Here is a 15,884-nt window from a genome sequence, read left to right as displayed (position 1 = left end):
TGCTGGACCTTCGCTAGACTTTGTCCTTTGCACAAGTTCCGGAGCCCTTCATGCGCAGCGCACTGTTTTCCCCTTATAAACTCGGGCCGCTCGAGCTGCCCAATCGCATTGCCATCGCCCCGATGTGCCAGTACTCGGCCGACCAGGGCCTGGCCACCGATTGGCACATGATCCACCTCGGCCACCTGGCGCTGTCCGGTGCGGCCCTGCTGATCATCGAGGCCACCGCCGTCGTGCCCGAGGGCCGCATCTCGCCCGACGACCTGGGCCTGTGGTCCGACGCGCATGCCGAAGCGCTGCGGCCGATCGTCGCCGCGATGCGCCGTCATTCGCCGATCAGGATCGCGATCCAGCTGGCGCACGCCGGGCGCAAGGCGTCGAGCGCCGCGCCCTGGCTGGGCGGGGCCAACATCAAGCCCGACGAACCGCGCGGCTGGCAGACGGTGGCGCCGTCGGCCGTGCCGCACGCCGAAGGCGAAACGGTGCCGCTGGCGCTCGATGCCGAGGGCCTGCAACGCGTGAAGGACGGTTTCGTGGACGCCGCGCGCCGCGCCCACGCCCTGGGCCTGGATGCGATCGAGCTGCACGGCGCCCACGGCTACCTGCTGCACGAATTCCTGTCGCCGCTGTCGAACCGGCGCGACGACGCGTATGGCGGTTCGCTGGAGAACCGCATGCGCTTCCCGTTGGAGGTGTTCGAGGCGGTGCGCGCGGCGATACCGGAGACCATGGCGCTCGGAATGCGCATCTCGGCCAGCGACTGGGTCGAGGGCGGCTGGGACCTGGAGAGCAGCGTCGTCTTCGCCAGGGAGCTGGAATCGCGCGGTTGCCACTTCATCCACGTGTCGAGCGGCGGCCTGTCGCCGCAGCAGAAGATCCCGGTCGGCGCCGGCTACCAGATCGCGTTTGCCGAGCGGATCAAGCGCGAGACGACGATGCCGACCATCGGCGTGGGCCTGATCACCGAGCCGGCCCAGGCCGAGCACATCCTGCAATCGGGCCAGGCCGACATGGTGGCGCTGGCGCGGGCGATGCTCTATGACCCACGCTGGCCCTGGCATGCGGCCGCCGAGCTGGGCGCCCAGGTGGCGGCCCCGCCGCAGTACTGGCGCTCGCAGCCGCACCAGTACAAGGCCTTGTTCGGCGACACCCGGCTCGGCCAGCGCTAAGGCTCACTTTTTTACGCTTCAGCCCGTAAAAAACGCAATCCGTCGCAAGGAGGGCGACAGCGGGGGCGCCGGATTCTAAAGTGGCAACATCGGCGCCGCGGCGCCCAACCACGACAAGAAAAGGTTCACACCATGCGCACTCTCCTCGCTCTCGCCGTTGCCGCCACCCTCAGCGGCTGCATCATCGTCGCCGCGCCTCCGGGCGGCGAGTATGCGGTCCACACGCCGTTCAGCAGCAGCAAGACGGTCGAGGGCGACGGCGTGGCCACGCGCGACGTGCGCCGGGTGGCGGCGCTGACCGGGCTGGACGTCGGCGGTTCGATGATCGTCGAGGTGCGCGTCGGCGCGGCGCCGTCGCTGGTGGTGGAGGGCGACAGCAACCTGGTGCACCTGGTGCAGACCGAGACCCGCGGCTCGACCCTGCACATCGGCACCGAAGGCCGCCTGCGCAGCAGCACGCCCCTGAAGGTGACCTACACCGTGCCGCGCCTGACCGAACTGAATGCCGGCGGCTCGGGCCACGTGACGGTGCGCGACCTGAAGGGCGATCCGCTCGACGTGCGCCAGGGCGGCTCGGGCGTGACCCGCCTGTACGGCGAAGTCGCCGAGCTCGATGCGCGGGTATCGGGCTCCGGCAAGATCGATGCGGGCGAACTGCGCGCCGGCAGCGCCAAGCTGGCCGTGAGCGGCTCCGGCCGCCTGGTCGTCGGCGAGGTGCGCGGCGAATACGCGCGCGCCAACGTCAGCGGCTCGGGCCTGGTCCAGGCCAGCGGCGCGGTGCAGCGCCTGAATGCGAGCGTGAGCGGCTCGGGCAGCGTCGACATGACGAACCTGAGCAGCGAGAAGGGAGAGTTGTCGACCAGCGGCTCGGGCGGCATCTCGGCCACCGTGCGCCAGTCGGTGTTCGCCCAAGCCAGCGGCTCCGGCCCGATCCGCGTCTATGGCCAGCCGGCCCAGCGCAACATCAGCGGCCGCACCGTGCAGGTGTTGTAGGGTGGGCGGGACATGTCCCGCCCACGCGGTGATCGTTATCGGCGAGATGGTTTCGCAGGATGACGACACCGCCAACCATCCCCGCGTGGGCGGCCCAGCCGCCCACCCTACGTCTTACAGCAGGTGATCCAGCAACTCCGGCCCGAACACCTCGCGGTGCAGGCGCGCCGGAGGCACGCCGGCGTCCAGCAGCGCCAGCCACTGCGCCTGCATGAACTTCAGCGGGCCGCAGATCCACACATCGGCCGCCTCGCGATCCCAGCTTGGCAGGCGCGTCACGTCCATGCGGCCGGCCAGCACGCCGGCTTCGCCATTGACCTCTTCGTAGAACGTGGCCACGTGCAGGTTCGGCATCGCGGCCTGGGCGGCGGCGACGTCGCTTTGCAGCGCATGGTGGCGCGCGTCGCGCGCGGCGTGGGCGAAGATCACCCGGCGCTGCGGGTTGACCAGCGCGATCCGGTTCAGTGCCGAGACCATCGGCGTGATGCCGACGCCGGCCGACAGCAGCACGATGGGCGCGTCGGATTCGGTATCGGGCGTGAACTCGCCGAACGGGTGGGTCACCTGCAGCACGCTGCCCGGCTGCACATTGGCGTGGATCCAGTTCGAGACTTCGCCGGCCGGCGTCGCGTCCTGCGCGTCTTCGCGCTTGACCGAGATGCGCAGGCTGTCCTTGCCCGCGGCGTCGGACAGGCTGTACTGGCGCAGCTGGTGGCGCCCGCCCGGCAGGTCGACGGCGACGCTGACGTACTGGCCGGCTTGGAACGGCGGCAGGGGTTTCTCGTCCGCCGGGACGAAGCGGATCGACAGCACGTTGTCGCTCTCGCGTTTGACTTCCGTCACGCGCATCGGACGGGTCTCGCCCGGCTCCACGCCGGCGGTGCTGTACATCTCGGCTTCGGCCGAAATCAGGAGGTTCGCCAGCGAGTTGTAAGCTTCGGCCCAGGCGTCGATCAGCGGCTTCGTTGCGGCTTCGCCCAGGGTGGCGGAAATGGCCGCCAGCAGGTGCCGGCCGACGATCGGGTAGTGCTCGGCGCGGATGCCGACCGAGACGTGCTTGTGCACGATGCGCTTGACCACCGGCCCCAGCGCTTCCGGCGTCCCGATGTTCGCCGCGTAGGCGAACACCGCCGAGGCCAGCGACTGTTGCTGCGCGCCGCGCGCCTGGTTGCCCATGTTGAACAGGCGTGTCAGCTCCGGATGCTCGCCCAGCATGTTCTTGTAGAAGAGGGTGGTGATGGCGAGACCGTGTTCGCGCAGGACGGGGACGCTGGCATCGATGTAGGGACGGGAAGCGGCGGAGATCATCGTGTATTCCTCAGTTCTTGCATTTCAAATGCAACTTTAAAGTTCAAAAAAACGCCTGCATTGTGCAAGCGGGTCGACATGCATGTGCCGTACCGCGTGGGGACAAGTCCCCACCCTACAACGGCAAAGGCTGGTTTCCTGGGCCACTCCAGAACATCTTGTGCATGCGCACGATCTGCTCGCCTGTACTGCCTTCGGTGATACGGGCCAGCGTGTAGCGGTCCATCTCGGCGTAGAAGGCACGCATGCCGGCGCGCAGCACGCCGCGCAATTGGCAATCCAGGCTCAGGGCGCATTTCGTGCCCTCGCAGTCGACCAGCTCGTCGTCGCCTTCGAGCTCGCGCAAGACCTGGCCGACGGTCAGCACCTGCGGGTCCGCGGCCAGGCGCAGGCCGCCGTTGCGTCCGCGCGTTGCACGGACCCAGCCGGCCCTGGCCAGGTGGCCGACCACCTTCACCAGGTGATTCAGCGGCAGATCGAACTGCGTGGCGATCTCCGCGACCGTCACCGGGTGCGGTCGTTCGCCGGCGCGCTCGAGGTAGATCAGCACGCGCAGGCCGATGTCGGAAAAGCGGGTCAGGCGCATCGGATATGTTCTGTGAGTAACGGAAATATTCTAGCGCACAAATAAGCATTTGTGATGCATATTTTGAGAAAACTATTTTCTCAAGGACAGCAGAACGGCCCTATAATCGCGAACTTTGGCTGTCTTTCTGTGCTCAGCCATTTTTCAAATTTGCACGACCAAAGGACACTTCGTGAATCTGACACTGGGCCAGAAGCTGTTTCGTACCAAATCGGCTGAACGCGCGCACGACGACAGCCATGCCCACGGCGGCACCCTGACGCGCTCGCTGGGCCTGTTTCCGCTGACGATGATCGGCGTCGGCGCCACCGTCGGCACCGGCATCTTCTTCACGATGGTCGAAGCGGTGCCGAAGGCCGGCCCCGCCGTGATCCTGTCGTTCCTGATCGCCGCGCTCACCGCCGGCCTGACCGCGCTCTGCTATGCCGAGCTGGCCGGGCGCGTGCCGGCTTCCGGTTCCTCCTACTCCTTTGCCTACGCCACCGTCGGCGAATTCGCCGCCTTCATCGTCGCGGCCTGCCTGCTGCTCGAATACGGGCTGGCCGGCAGCGCGGTCGCGATCGGCTGGTCCGACTACCTGAACAATTTCCTGCAGAACGCATTCGGCTGGCAGATCCCGGAACACCTGCGCTCGCCGATGTTCGTGTCCGACCACAGCAACCTGAGCGTGCACGCCGGGAACTTCAACCTGCCGCCGGTGCTGCTGGTGGCCATGTGCTGCATCCTGCTGGTGCGCGGCGCCAAGGAGTCGGCCACCACGAACGCAGTGATGGTCGTGATCAAGCTGGCGATCCTGGCCTTCTTCGCCGCGATCGCCTTCACCGGTTTCGACGCGAATAACTTCACGCCCTTCTTCAACCAGGACACCAGCAAGGGTTTCGCCGGCATGGCCGGCGTGACCGCCGCCGCCGGTACCGTGTTCTTCTCGTTTATCGGCCTGGACACCATCGCCACCGCCGGCGAGGAAGTGAAGGACCCGCGCCGCAACGTGCCGATCGGGATCCTGGCGGCCCTGGTCATCGTCACCGTCTTCTACCTGCTGGTGGCGATGGCGGCGATGGGCGCCCAGCCGGCCCACCTGTTCGAAGGCCAGCAGGCCGGTTTGTCGGTGATCCTGCAGAACGTCACCGGCAAGGCCTGGCCGGCGCTGGTGCTGTCGGCCGGCGCCGTGGTCTCGGTGTTCTCGGTGACCCTGGTGACGATCTACGGCCAGACGCGCATCCTGTACGCCATCAGCCGCGACGGCCTGATCCCGAAGACCTTCCAGCAGGTCAATCCACGCACCGGTTCGCCGGTGTCGAACACCCTGATCGTCTGCCTGGTGGTCGGCCTGATCGCCGGCCTGGTCGACGCCACCTTCCTGTGGGACATGGTCAGCATGGGTACGCTGACGGCCTTCATCGTGGTCTCGATCGCCGTTCCCGTGATCCGCGCCAAGCAGGGCCCGGACGCCGAGCACGGCTTCAAGGTGCCCTTCGGCCCTTACGTGATCCCGGGCCTGTCGATTGCCGCCTGCCTGTACATCATGAAGGACCTGCCGCTGGCGACCTACCGCGTGTTCTTCATCTGGATGGCGGCCGCGGTGGCGACCTATTTCCTGTACAGCGTGCGGCACAGCCGGCTGAACCGGAAGGGCTGATCGCCTTCACGCGCAGGAACAAGAACGCCGCTTTCACAGCGGCGTTTTTCATTGCGGCCCGTAGGGTGGGCACGCTGTGCCCACGCGTTTCGTACGTATCCGCCAGTCACATGCGGCAATGTGTCGCCCGCACAGTATGCGATGGACGCAATGCGGGTCAGGATTGGCATTAGCGGGCGATCGGTTTCGGCCAACCCTGAAACGATGTGCACGTAGCGCGTGGGTACGGCGTGCTCACCCTACGATCGAACAAGGTCGCAACGGCTATTATTTTTGTGCTTCGCGCGCCAGCGGCCGAACGTGATTCAGCAGGCTGACCAGGGTCTTGCCCGGTTCCTCCCACGGCACCATGTGCGCCGAGTGCTCGAACCACACCGCTTGCTTCGATGGCGCCTTCACCTGCGCCAGCCAGTCGACGGTGGGCTGCGTGGGCGTCGTGTAGTCCTGCCGGCCGAGAAACATCACGACCGGGATCGGGAAGGTCTTCACCTGCGAAAAGTCGACCTGTACGAATTCCGGCAACAGGCGCCCGAGCGTGAGCAGGCTGCCCTGGTCAATGGCTTTGACTTGCGCCGCGTCGTAGTCGGGCGAGAGCAGCGGGCCGGCAAAATAATAGGTGGAGGTGCTGCGGTAGGCGCTCAGGCCACCGTAGTGCTGCGGCCATTTCCTCGCCACGATGATGCGCTCGCGCGTGATGGGTTGGTCGCCGGGGTAGGGCGCGATCGACTGCAGCTCCTTCATCGCTTCCTCGTTCTTGTGCAGTTTCGCCTGCGCCAGCGCATATTCGTAGCTGATGCGCTCGTTCTCGCGGGTGCTGATCACCTGGCCGATGCCGACATAGGCGTGGAACAGGTCGGGGCGCTTCAGGGCGGCGCCCATGCCGACGATGGTGCCCCAGCTGTGGCCCATCAGGACCAGCTTGCGCTTGCCGTAGCGCTTGCGGATGTGCTCCGCGACCTCGATGGCGTCGTCGACGTAGCGCTCGATGCGGATCGTCGGGCCCACTTGCGCGGGATCGGTCTCGCCATAGCTCTTGCCGGCGCCGCGCTGGTCCCAATTGACCACCGTGAAGTATTCCTCGATCGGGCGCTGGAACTGCCACATGGTCGGCGTCACCGGGGCCGCCGGGCCGCCGTGCACGAACAGGATGATGGGATTGCCGCGGTCCTGGCCGCGCACGTTGAGCCACTGGTCGATGCCGCCGATCTTTGTCTTGTACGACTCCTGGATGCCGTCGGGAGCGGGGATGCGTTGCAGGTCCTCGATTGCGGCGCGGGCGCGTGCGTAGTTTTTCGCTTCAAGCGTTTCCTGGGCCGACGTGTCGGACAGGGCGGCCAGGCCGGCCAGCGCGAGGCAGAGCAGCAATGCGTTCTTCATGTGGGCTCCGTGAAATGGGATCAGCCGAGCGCACAGCATAACGCCGTGCCGCGCTTGCCTGAATACGGCGGCGACCAGTTGCCGGATCGATGGGATGAACGGTTCGGCGGCGCGTGCCGGCGTGCCGTCAGGGGGTGATCAGTTCGGATTTCTTCAGGAAGCGCACCGCGACGTAGACGCTCAACCAGAACACGAAGGCAGCGCCCAGGATCGTGGGCGGGGGCAGCGTCGCCGCGCCTTGCACCCGGTAGTCGGCCCAGATCTTCACGGCGACCAGGGTGAGCGTCGCCACGAAGATCGTGTTGTACTCCTTGACGAGGACGCGGCGCCAGTTGAATGTCATGTTCGCGGTGGATTGCCGCCACCCCTTCCATCGTGGAACCCAACGGTTCACTCGCTGGCAGTACGCGGCATACTCGTTACCGAATTTTGCCCGCAGAAAAGCTTCTTCCGCCGCGACAATGGAACAATAGGCGAGCGCGACCAGGGGCAGCACTGCCACATAGAATACGAGGGAATTGACGACCAGCGCGATCCCGATCGCCAGCAAGATATTGCCGACGTAGAGAGGGTTGCGACAATGCGCAAACATGCCGCCCTGGATCAGCGTACTGGCATGCACGCGCCGGTTCCGTCCACCCCTTTCGATGTATTCGTAGCCGATCGTCAGGATCCTGAGCGCCTCGCCCGACAGGGCGACGGCCATGCCGGCGACATCGAGCGCCAGGTCGAGGTCGGGACGGCCGAAGGGGTAGGTCGGCTTGCCGACGACGATCGCGGCCAGGAAGGCGAATGGACCGATCGCGTTCCGGTAGCGGAAAAAGAAGTGTCCCAAGTCGATACGCATACCTGTTTCCCGGTGGTGTGGAAAAGCGCGGCTATTTGATTGCCAGGAAGCCTTCGAAGCAGACGTATTTCTGGATCGTGACGATGTCCGTGAAGCCGGCTCGCCTCAGCATGTCGATGTTTCCCTGGCTGGAAAAGGGTTCCATGACGCCTTTGATGCTTCTTGCCTTGTTGATGATTTCCGCTTCGCTGAAGCCGTTGTCGAGCTTGAACTCGATATAGATCTGGTTCGCGTAGTCCTGGAAGCGGCTGTCCGGCGCACGCACTTTCTCGAACATGAAGAACGCCCCGCCCCAATTCAGGGACGTGTAGAGCGTGTCGATGAGTGTCTGCCTGACGCGGGGCGGCAGGAACTGGATGGTGTAGTTGGCGACGATCATGTCGGCGTGGTCGAACTGCATGTCCAGTGCGTTGCCCAGCACAAATGACAGCCGCGGGTCCTGCGCCGATAGATGGCCGGCGTAGCCGATCATGTCTGCGACCGTGTCGATACCGATCAGGCGAAGTTCGGCCTTCTGGGCGTGGCGCCGCGCCAGCTTCGCCAGGAACTGGCCGGTGGAACAGCCGATGTCGTAAACGATACTGTCGGGCTTGAGGAAGAAATCGCTGTAGTGGCAGACCAGCTCGTGTCCCTGTCGATACAGCGGTATCGATTTCTGGATGTGGTCGTCGAACTCGCCGCTGATATTGTCGAAGGACCAGCCAGCGTCATGCTGATGCATGTTCTTGTCAACCTGGGCCATGTGCCTGCCTCCACGGTAATGATGCGGTCTCGGAGAAATGCGAACACTGGATACATAAGGCATCGATCCGCAATGCTTCGGTAAAAGGCAGGAAGTCGAACAGGCGCGCATGCGCCTGCAGGACGCCGGCCAGGGCGCTGTCCGCCACGTCCACCGACCGGCCGCAGCAACGGCAATAGAATTGGCAGGCGCCGGGAACGCCGTGCTGCGCAACCAGTGCGTAGCGCGTCCGGGACGCCAGCCCCGTCGCCGGCCGCTCGCGAATGACCATGCCCTTGCGCTCCATCGAATGAAGGCAGCGGTAGATCGCCTGCATCGGCATGGGCCGGTGCTGGCGTACCAGCTCGACATGCAGGCGTCTTGCTGTTGTGTAACGCGCCGGCAAATTGCGCAATGCGTCGATGATGGCGACGAAGGTCGGCCGCAGGCCGCGATGTGCGGGAAGCGCATGTGCGTCGGACTCCGTTTTTATCTGCCTGCACATGGTCGGTTGAGCCAGGAAGTTTGTTCGACGTGACGAATAGGGCCTGCCACGCTCAGTATCGGGCTGTGCGGCCGACATGGGGAAGGTGCACGCAAATTTCCCTGCGTTCGAGCGAATGCCGGTAGGCGCTACGACAACTTGGCTGTAAAAAAGCCACGCGCCTTGCGGCAGCGTGGCTTCGTGCGGGGTTTTGTGCTATCGGAGAAGAGGCGGCGGCTGCGGCTCAGTCGCGTTGTTGCCGCGTCGACAGCGCCACGACCGCGGTGCCCGCGGCGACGATCAGCGCGTCTTCGATCAGCCCGCTCGGGGTCTGGCCGATGGCGGCCATGGCGCGCTTGCGGCCGGCCAGCGTCAGGTAGGCGAGCGGCACGGCGGTGGCGACTGCGGCCACCGCCCCCTCGCGCTCGCGGCCACGCGGCGCCAGGGCGGCGCCCGCGATCCCGGCGCTCATTACGCGCGCCAGCAGGCCGAGGAAGACCGTGCGGTCGGGCGCGGTCTTCATCTTGTCGCCCACCAGTTCTCCGGCGCCCATGGCCAGCGCGCCGTACTTGAACAGCGGGCGGTCGAGCAGGAACAGTTCGCCGGGCGTCTTGCGGTCGGCCAGGCGGGCGGTGGCGATGGTGGCCATCGGGGTCATCGAGCGGGCGCTGGCGACGGCGCCAATCAGGATGGAGGGAAGCAGGTCGCGCAAGTTCATCGTCGTTTTTCCTATGCAATGAGGTGGTTTTAAATCCTTTCGGCAGTGGTTCAAATCTAAGGCAGCGCCGCAGATCGTGTCGCCACCATGGCTGAGTGCGCTTGCAGAAATGAAAAAAGCCACGCGCCTTGCGGCAGCGTGGCTTTGCTTCAAGGAGCGGCCAGAATTACAGCACGTTCATTTCCTTCAGCAGGTTGTCGGCCTTGTCGACGTGCTTCATGTTCCACAGGATGTAGCGGACGTCGACCTGGATGTCGCGGGTGTTGGCGGCATTGAAGTCCCAGTCCGAGATGATCGAATCCAGGGTGCCGTCGAAGGCCAGGCCGATCAGCTCGCCGCGCTTGTTCAGCGCTGCCGAACCCGAGTTGCCGCCGGTGATGTCCAGCGTCGCCAGGTAGTTGACCGGGACGGTCTTCAGGACCGGATCGACGTACTTGCCGAAGTCCTTGGCCTTGATCGCTGCCAGCTGGGCGGCCGGGGCGTTGAATTCGCCTTCGCCGGTGTGCTTCGCGACCACGCCCTTGACGGTGGTGAACGCGGTCCAGGAGCCGGTGCCGTCGGCGCCATGGTCGCGGCCCATGATCTTGCCGAAAGTCACGCGCAGGGTGCTGTTGGCGTCCGGATAGACGGCCTGGCCCTTGCTGTTCATGTAGGCGATCTTGGCCTTCATGTAGCCCGAGTAGGCTTTCTGGATCTTACCGGCGAGCTCTTCCTCTTTGGCTTCGTCCTTCATGTCGGCGTCGTACATGGCGACCGCTGCCTTGATGAAGCTGTCGTTGCTGGCCTTGAATTCGCTAGGTGCCTTCTTCAGCCAGGCGGTGCGCTCTTCCTTGTTGGCCAGTTTCGAACCGGCGTAGGCCTTGTCCAGGGCGGCCTTCAGCTCGTCCTGGCTCATGCCCGCGCGGATGCCCAGGGCGTCGTTGAAGGCCTTGTCCTGCTCGGCGACCGGCTGGGCCAGGTATTTCGCCAGGAAGTTCATGACCAGGGCCTTGTCGACTTTTTCGTCGTAGGTGCGGTCCTGGCCGGTGATGACCGAGGTCAGGCGCGCCATGTCGCGTTCCTGGTAGCCCGACTTGCGCTGGGCGTCCGGCTTGGTGCGCTCATTGGCCAGGCGGTACAGGCTGCGTGCCGAGCTCAGGAAACGCGGCTGGGCGTAGCCCAGGTAGAAGCCCTGTTTGGTGTGGGCGTCGCGCTCGGCGATCAGCTTCTCGGCGGCCTCGATGTCGGCGCCGAACTGCTTCTTGCGGTCGGCGTCGGCGTTGACCCAGGCCTTCATTGCGGCGTGCTCGGCGGTCTTGCGTGCCAGGAAGTCGCTGTTCTCGTACGAGGTCAGCATGCCCTTGCGGTTCTTGTAGTAGTTGTTGACGCCCGCGATCTGGCCGGCGTACTTCAGCTTGGCGGCCGGGTCGTTCTTGGTCTCGCGCTCGATGATGGCCAGCACTTCACCCGAGGCCTGGACGAAGGCCGGGTAGTTCCAGTCGAAGGTGTACTGCACTTCCGACGGCAGGCGGTGGCGGTTGGTGCGGCCCGGGTAGCCGGCGACCATGATGAAATCGCCTTCCTTCGAGCCTTCGGTGGCGACCTTCAGGAAGTGCTTCGGCACGTAGGGCACGTTGTCGGCGGCGTAGTCGGCGGCCTTGCCGTCCTTGCTCACGTAGGCGCGGTAGAAGCCGTAGTCGCCGGTGTGGCGCGGCCACATCCAGTTGTCGGTGTCGCCACCGAACTTGCCGACGCCGGCCGGCGGCGCATGCACCAGGCGCACGTCGCGGATTTCCAGTTGCTTCAGGCGGTAGAACTCGAGGCCGCCGTAGTAGCTCGGCACGGTGCAGCGGTAGCCCGGGGTCTTCTCGCAGGCGGCGACCATTTCCTTCTGGTTCTTTTCGATCGCGTCGATGCGGGCCTTGCCGGTCAGCTTGGCGACTTTCTTGTCGATGATCTGGTCGGTGACGTTGGTCACTTCCTCGGTCACGAAGACGCGGCTGCCCGGGGCGGCCGGCACTTCCTCGGCGAACGTTTTAGCCAGGAAACCGTTGGCCAGCAGGTCGCGCTCGGGCGTCGAGTTGACGGCGACGCTGTTGTAGACGCAGTGGTGGTTGGTGATGACCAGGCCCTGCGGCGAAACGAAGGAGGCCGAGCAGCCGCCCAGGCTCACGACGGCGCCCATCGGGAATTCGGTCAGCTGGGTCAGGGTGTTCGGGTCCAGCTCCAGGCCGGCGGCTTTCAGTTGCTGGGCTACTTGTGGCAGCTGCTGCGGCATCCACATGCCTTCGTCCGCTTGTGCGGCGAAGCTGGTCAGGATGGCGAGCGAGAGAAGGGTCTTTTTCATTCGCGTGTGTCAGGGATGGTTGTCGGATGCGTCGGGCTCCGCGGAGCACCCAACAGTATGTAGATTGCACAGTCTGGTCGTCAACCATTATTTCCCTGACGTGCCGAACGGTAATTACAGCTGCGCTCCCAGCAGCGAAGCCGCCTCGCCGGCCAGCTTCTCGGTCCATGGACGGTTCTGCCAGGCCTGCAGGGTGATCGGGCGGGCGCGTTTCCAGTCGTCCTCGAAGATCTCGCGCTGGGCGCGTGCAAAGGCCGGGTCGAGCAGGTTCAGGTTGGCCTCGTCGTTGATGCTGAACGAGCGGTTGTCGAAATTGGTCGAGCCGACCGAGACCATCATGTCGTCGACGATCAGCGCCTTCACGTGGTACATGGTCGGCTGGTATTCGGCGATTCGGATGCCGGCTTCCAGCAGCGGGCCCCAGCGCTCGCGCGAGGCGATGCGCACCACGTCGGAATCGATTTCCTTGCCGGGCGTAATGATGCGGACGTCGACGCCGCGTTTCGCGGCCGCGACCAGGGCGCGCATCGCCAGCTCGTCCGGCACGAAATACGAGGCCGAGAGCAGGATCGACTGGCGCGCGGCCGTGATCGCCATCAGGTACATCAGGTGCATGCTGGCGCTGCCGCCGGTGGGCGAGCTCGAAAACATCTGGGCCGGAATGTCGCCGCGCGCCTGCAACGGCGGGAAGTATTCGGGGCCGTCGAGGACGGTGCCGGTTGCTTTTGTCCAGTTGTCGGTGAATACGGCCTGCATCTGCCCGACCACCGGGCCCTCGACGCGGAAATGGGTGTCGCGCCAGTGCTCCTCGTCCTGGGCGTTGCCGCGCCACTGGTCGGCGATGCCGACGCCGCCCGTGAAGCCGACCTGGCCGTCGACGATCAGCAGCTTGCGGTGGGTGCGGTTGTTCAGGCGCGCCAGCTTCCACCAGGCCGGCTTGTGATAGCGCTGCAATTGCACGCCGGCGTCGCGCATCGCCTGCATCGATTCGTCGTCCATCTTGATGCTGCCGATGAAGTCGAGCATCAGGTGGACCTTGACGCCGGCGCGCGCGCGCTCGGCCAGCGCCTGGGAAAATTCGTGGCCGATTGACCCCGACCAGTAGATATAGGTTTCGAAGGTGATGCTGGTCTTCGCGGCGCGGATCGCGTCCAGCATGGCCGGAAAGATCTGGTCGCCATTGAGCAGCACCTCGACCTTGTTGCCCTCGATGATGGGCGGGCCGAGCAGCACGCCCATCGAGCGCCGGAACTGGGCGTCGTGGATGTCGTACTGGCGCGTCAGCTGGGTCTCGATCTGTTTCTCGCTCGGCATGAAATTGAGGGCGAGAAAGCCGGCCAGCAAGGTGAGGATGCTGGTGATGAAGACGATGACGAGGGTTCTGGCGCGCATGCGATATTCCAAACGAAAAAAAACCAACGCATGAGAGCGTTGGTTTTATCAGGGGCTTTCCAAACTTCTTATTAACGAACGCGGCCGCGACGCAGCAGGTTCACGATGGCCAGCAGGATGACGGCGCCCAGGAAGGAAACCAGCAGCGACGAGACACTGAAGTCATCCGAATTGATGGTGCCCGAACCGAACAGCGGGGACAGCAGCCAGCCGCCCAGGAAGGCGCCCACGATACCAACCACGACGTTCAGGATCATGCCTTGCTCAGCATCGGTTTTCATGACCATGCTGGCGAGCCAACCCAGGATACCACCGACAACGATCCAAATGATGAATAGCATTTTGATTCCTCCTCATAGTGAAAAAACTACCCCAGGCCAATTGATTGCCGTGGCCATGTGAAAAAGTCTACGTAGGCCAGCCATAGCGGGTCGGTGCGGCAAGTAACGTTAGACGACGAATTACGCCGCCGTGTTCCAACACCTTGTTTTTGCGGGGTTTTTCTTTCCTTTTGGAATGTCTCGAAGTGAGTGCGTCAGCGAACAGAAGCATATGGCTGGGCAGGCATATTGTTCGTGAACTGGCAACGATACGTTGCAGAGCCCACTGCACTACGAACCTTGAAAGGATCCATCATGAGCTACGACACGACGAACAACCAGCAGTCGCGCATGGTCACCGGCCTGTTCCCCGATCGCGCCAGCGCCGAGCGCGCCTATGGCTCGATTTCCGATCGCGGTTATGGCCGCGACGACGTCAACCTGATGATGTCGGATTCGACCCGCAAGACCCACTTCGGCGACACCGATACCGAACTGGGCAGCAAAGCGGCCGAAGGCGCCGGCATCGGCGCGGGCATCGGCGGCACCATCGGCGCCGTGCTGGCTGGTATCGCCGCGGTCGGCACCACGCTGGTCCTGCCGGGCGTCGGCCTGGTGGTCGCCGGTCCCCTGGCAGCGGCCCTGGCCGGCGCCGGCGCGGGCGGCATCACCGGCGGCCTGATCGGTGCACTGATCGGCGCCGGCATCCCGGAAGAGCGCGCCAAGCATTATGAGGAAGGCATCAAGAACGGCGGCATCCTGATGGGCGTGAACGCTCGTTCGGACGAAGACGCGGCACACATCCACCGCTCGTGGACCGAAAGCGGCGGCTCGCACGTGATCGGCACCGGTGTCGGCGCCGTCGGCGGCGCGCTGGCCGGCGCCGGTATCGGCGCGGCTGCCGGTCCGGTCGGCATGGCGGCGGGCGCCGCGATCGGCGCCGTCACCGGCGGCATGGCCGGCAAGGGCGTGGGCGAAGTGGTGAACCCGAAAGCGGGTGACGACCTGCCCGAACACCACCTGGCCAAGGGCGTGGGCGCCGGCACCGGCGCCGCCCTGGGCGCGGCAGCAGGCACCGTTGCCGGCCCGATCGGCATGGCGGCAGGCGCCGTGGTCGGCGGCCTGGCCGGCGGCGCGGCCGGCAAGGGCGCCGGCGAAGTGGTGAACCCGAAAGCGGGCGACGAACTGCACGACCATAACCTGGCGCAAGGCGTCGGCGGCATGGGCGGCGCGGCAACCGGCGCTGCGGTCGGCGCGGTCGGCGGTCCGGTCGGCATGGCCGCCGGCGCCGTGATCGGCGGCCTGGCGGGCGGCGCGGCCGGCAAGGGCGCTGGCGAAGTCGTCAACTCGAAGCCGGGCGACGAGCTGCACGACCATAACCTGGCCAAGGGCGTGGGCGCCGGCGGCGGTGCGGCGGCGGGCGCCTCGATCGGCGCCGTCGGCGGCCCGATCGGCGCGGTCGTGGGTGCGGGCGTGGGCGCCGCGATCGGCGGCATGGCCGGCAAGGGCGTCGGCGGCATGGTCAACCCGGCGCACGAAGATGCCTACTGGCGCGACAACTACCAGACCCAGTCGCACTACACCCCGGGCTACACCTACGACGACTACCAGCCGGCCTACGCGCTGGGCTACAACGCCAAGAGCCGCTATCCGGGCAGCTACGATGCGAACGAGCGCTACCTGTCGGACGAGTGGGAAACCACGAAAGGCCGTTCGCGCCTGTCGTGGGACCAGGCCAAGGTCGCCAGCCGCGCGGCCTGGGACAAGGTCGAGCGCGCGATTCCGGGTGATTCGGACCGCGACGGCAAGTAATCGGTTCGCGATGTAGAAAAGCCCCGCTGCCTGACGGTAGCGGGGCTTTTTCTTTGCCGATCGGACGGGGATGCTTCCGATAGGCGTAGGCTGGGCACTTGTGCCCACGCGGTGATCGTTGGCGGCAAGATCGCTGTGCACGATATCGGCGCCGATAACGATCACCGCGTGGGCGGGGAACCCGCCCACCCT

14 protein-coding genes are annotated in these 15,884 nt (G+C 65.4%); 4 read left to right on the top strand and 10 right to left on the bottom strand.

Features of this window, described 5'->3' with window-relative positions; genetic code table 11:
- Nucleotides 1-50: 50 nt before the first annotated feature.
- Nucleotides 51-1,169: an NADH:flavin oxidoreductase/NADH oxidase gene (locus RT688_RS08870; RefSeq protein WP_313704505.1), complete on the top strand. Its 1,119-nt coding sequence runs from the start codon at nt 51-53 to the stop codon at nt 1,167-1,169.
- A 132-nt stretch (nt 1,170-1,301) separates the two neighbouring features.
- Nucleotides 1,302-2,162, top strand: coding sequence for a head GIN domain-containing protein (locus tag RT688_RS08865; protein ID WP_313704504.1), 861 nt, complete (start codon nt 1,302-1,304; stop codon nt 2,160-2,162).
- A 114-nt stretch (nt 2,163-2,276) separates the two neighbouring features.
- Here the strand turns inward: RT688_RS08865 and RT688_RS08860 are convergent, their stop codons facing one another.
- Complete coding sequence (locus tag RT688_RS08860; protein ID WP_313704503.1) at nt 2,277-3,470, bottom strand: globin domain-containing protein; 1,194 nt, start codon at nt 3,468-3,470, stop codon at nt 2,277-2,279.
- A 115-nt stretch (nt 3,471-3,585) separates the two neighbouring features.
- Complete coding sequence (locus RT688_RS08855) at nt 3,586-4,056, bottom strand: Rrf2 family transcriptional regulator (RefSeq protein WP_313704502.1); 471 nt, start codon at nt 4,054-4,056, stop codon at nt 3,586-3,588.
- A 172-nt stretch (nt 4,057-4,228) separates the two neighbouring features.
- On the opposite strand from RT688_RS08855, the gene RT688_RS08850 reads away from it, so the two are divergent.
- A complete protein-coding gene (locus RT688_RS08850; RefSeq protein ID WP_313704501.1) occupies nt 4,229-5,695 on the top strand; it encodes an APC family permease in 1,467 nt (488 codons plus the stop codon).
- 267 nt (nt 5,696-5,962) lie between these two features.
- Here RT688_RS08850 and RT688_RS08845 read toward each other — a convergent pair whose 3' ends face one another.
- The 8 genes from RT688_RS08845 to RT688_RS08810 all read right to left on the bottom strand — a co-directional run bounded on the left by RT688_RS08845 (nt 5,963) and on the right by RT688_RS08810 (nt 13,901).
- Nucleotides 5,963-7,072, bottom strand: a complete 1,110-nt coding sequence (locus RT688_RS08845) for an alpha/beta hydrolase (RefSeq protein ID WP_313704500.1) — start codon at nt 7,070-7,072, stop codon at nt 5,963-5,965.
- Nucleotides 7,073-7,199: 127 nt separating this feature from the next.
- Nucleotides 7,200-7,919: an isoprenylcysteine carboxylmethyltransferase family protein gene (locus RT688_RS08840; protein WP_313704499.1), complete on the bottom strand. Its 720-nt coding sequence runs from the start codon at nt 7,917-7,919 to the stop codon at nt 7,200-7,202.
- 31 nt (nt 7,920-7,950) lie between these two features.
- The gene (locus RT688_RS08835) at nt 7,951-8,661 is read right to left on the bottom strand and encodes a methyltransferase domain-containing protein (protein WP_313704498.1); all 711 of its coding nucleotides are present in this window, start codon (nt 8,659-8,661) and stop codon (nt 7,951-7,953) included.
- Nucleotides 8,648-9,223, bottom strand: a complete 576-nt coding sequence (locus tag RT688_RS08830; RefSeq protein WP_313704497.1) for a transcriptional repressor — start codon at nt 9,221-9,223, stop codon at nt 8,648-8,650. The genes RT688_RS08835 and RT688_RS08830 overlap by 14 nt, the downstream gene beginning before the upstream one ends.
- A 145-nt stretch (nt 9,224-9,368) precedes the next feature.
- Nucleotides 9,369-9,842, bottom strand: coding sequence for a hypothetical protein (locus RT688_RS08825; RefSeq protein WP_313704496.1), 474 nt, complete (start codon nt 9,840-9,842; stop codon nt 9,369-9,371).
- 166 nt (nt 9,843-10,008) lie between these two features.
- On the bottom strand, nt 10,009-12,168 hold the full coding sequence (locus RT688_RS08820; protein WP_313704495.1) for a S46 family peptidase: 2,160 nt from the start codon (nt 12,166-12,168) through the stop codon (nt 10,009-10,011).
- 114 nt (nt 12,169-12,282) lie between these two features.
- Nucleotides 12,283-13,560 carry a cardiolipin synthase gene (gene cls / locus RT688_RS08815; RefSeq protein WP_313704494.1) on the bottom strand — a complete coding sequence of 426 codons (1,278 nt, stop codon included), beginning with the start codon at nt 13,558-13,560 and terminating at the stop codon, nt 12,283-12,285.
- Between the two features lie 71 nt (nt 13,561-13,631).
- Complete coding sequence (locus tag RT688_RS08810) at nt 13,632-13,901, bottom strand: GlsB/YeaQ/YmgE family stress response membrane protein (RefSeq protein ID WP_020656446.1); 270 nt, start codon at nt 13,899-13,901, stop codon at nt 13,632-13,634.
- A gap of 294 nt (nt 13,902-14,195) precedes the next feature.
- On the opposite strand from RT688_RS08810, the gene RT688_RS08805 reads away from it, so the two are divergent.
- A complete protein-coding gene (locus RT688_RS08805; protein WP_313704493.1) occupies nt 14,196-15,692 on the top strand; it encodes a hypothetical protein in 1,497 nt (498 codons plus the stop codon).
- The last annotated feature ends 192 nt before the right edge of the window (nt 15,693-15,884 follow it).

The sequence above is a fragment of the Massilia sp. genome (genome assembly GCF_032106685.1).
Taxonomy (GTDB): domain Bacteria; phylum Pseudomonadota; class Gammaproteobacteria; order Burkholderiales; family Burkholderiaceae_D; genus Telluria.
This window is presented reverse-complemented; position numbering and strand designations above follow the sequence as displayed.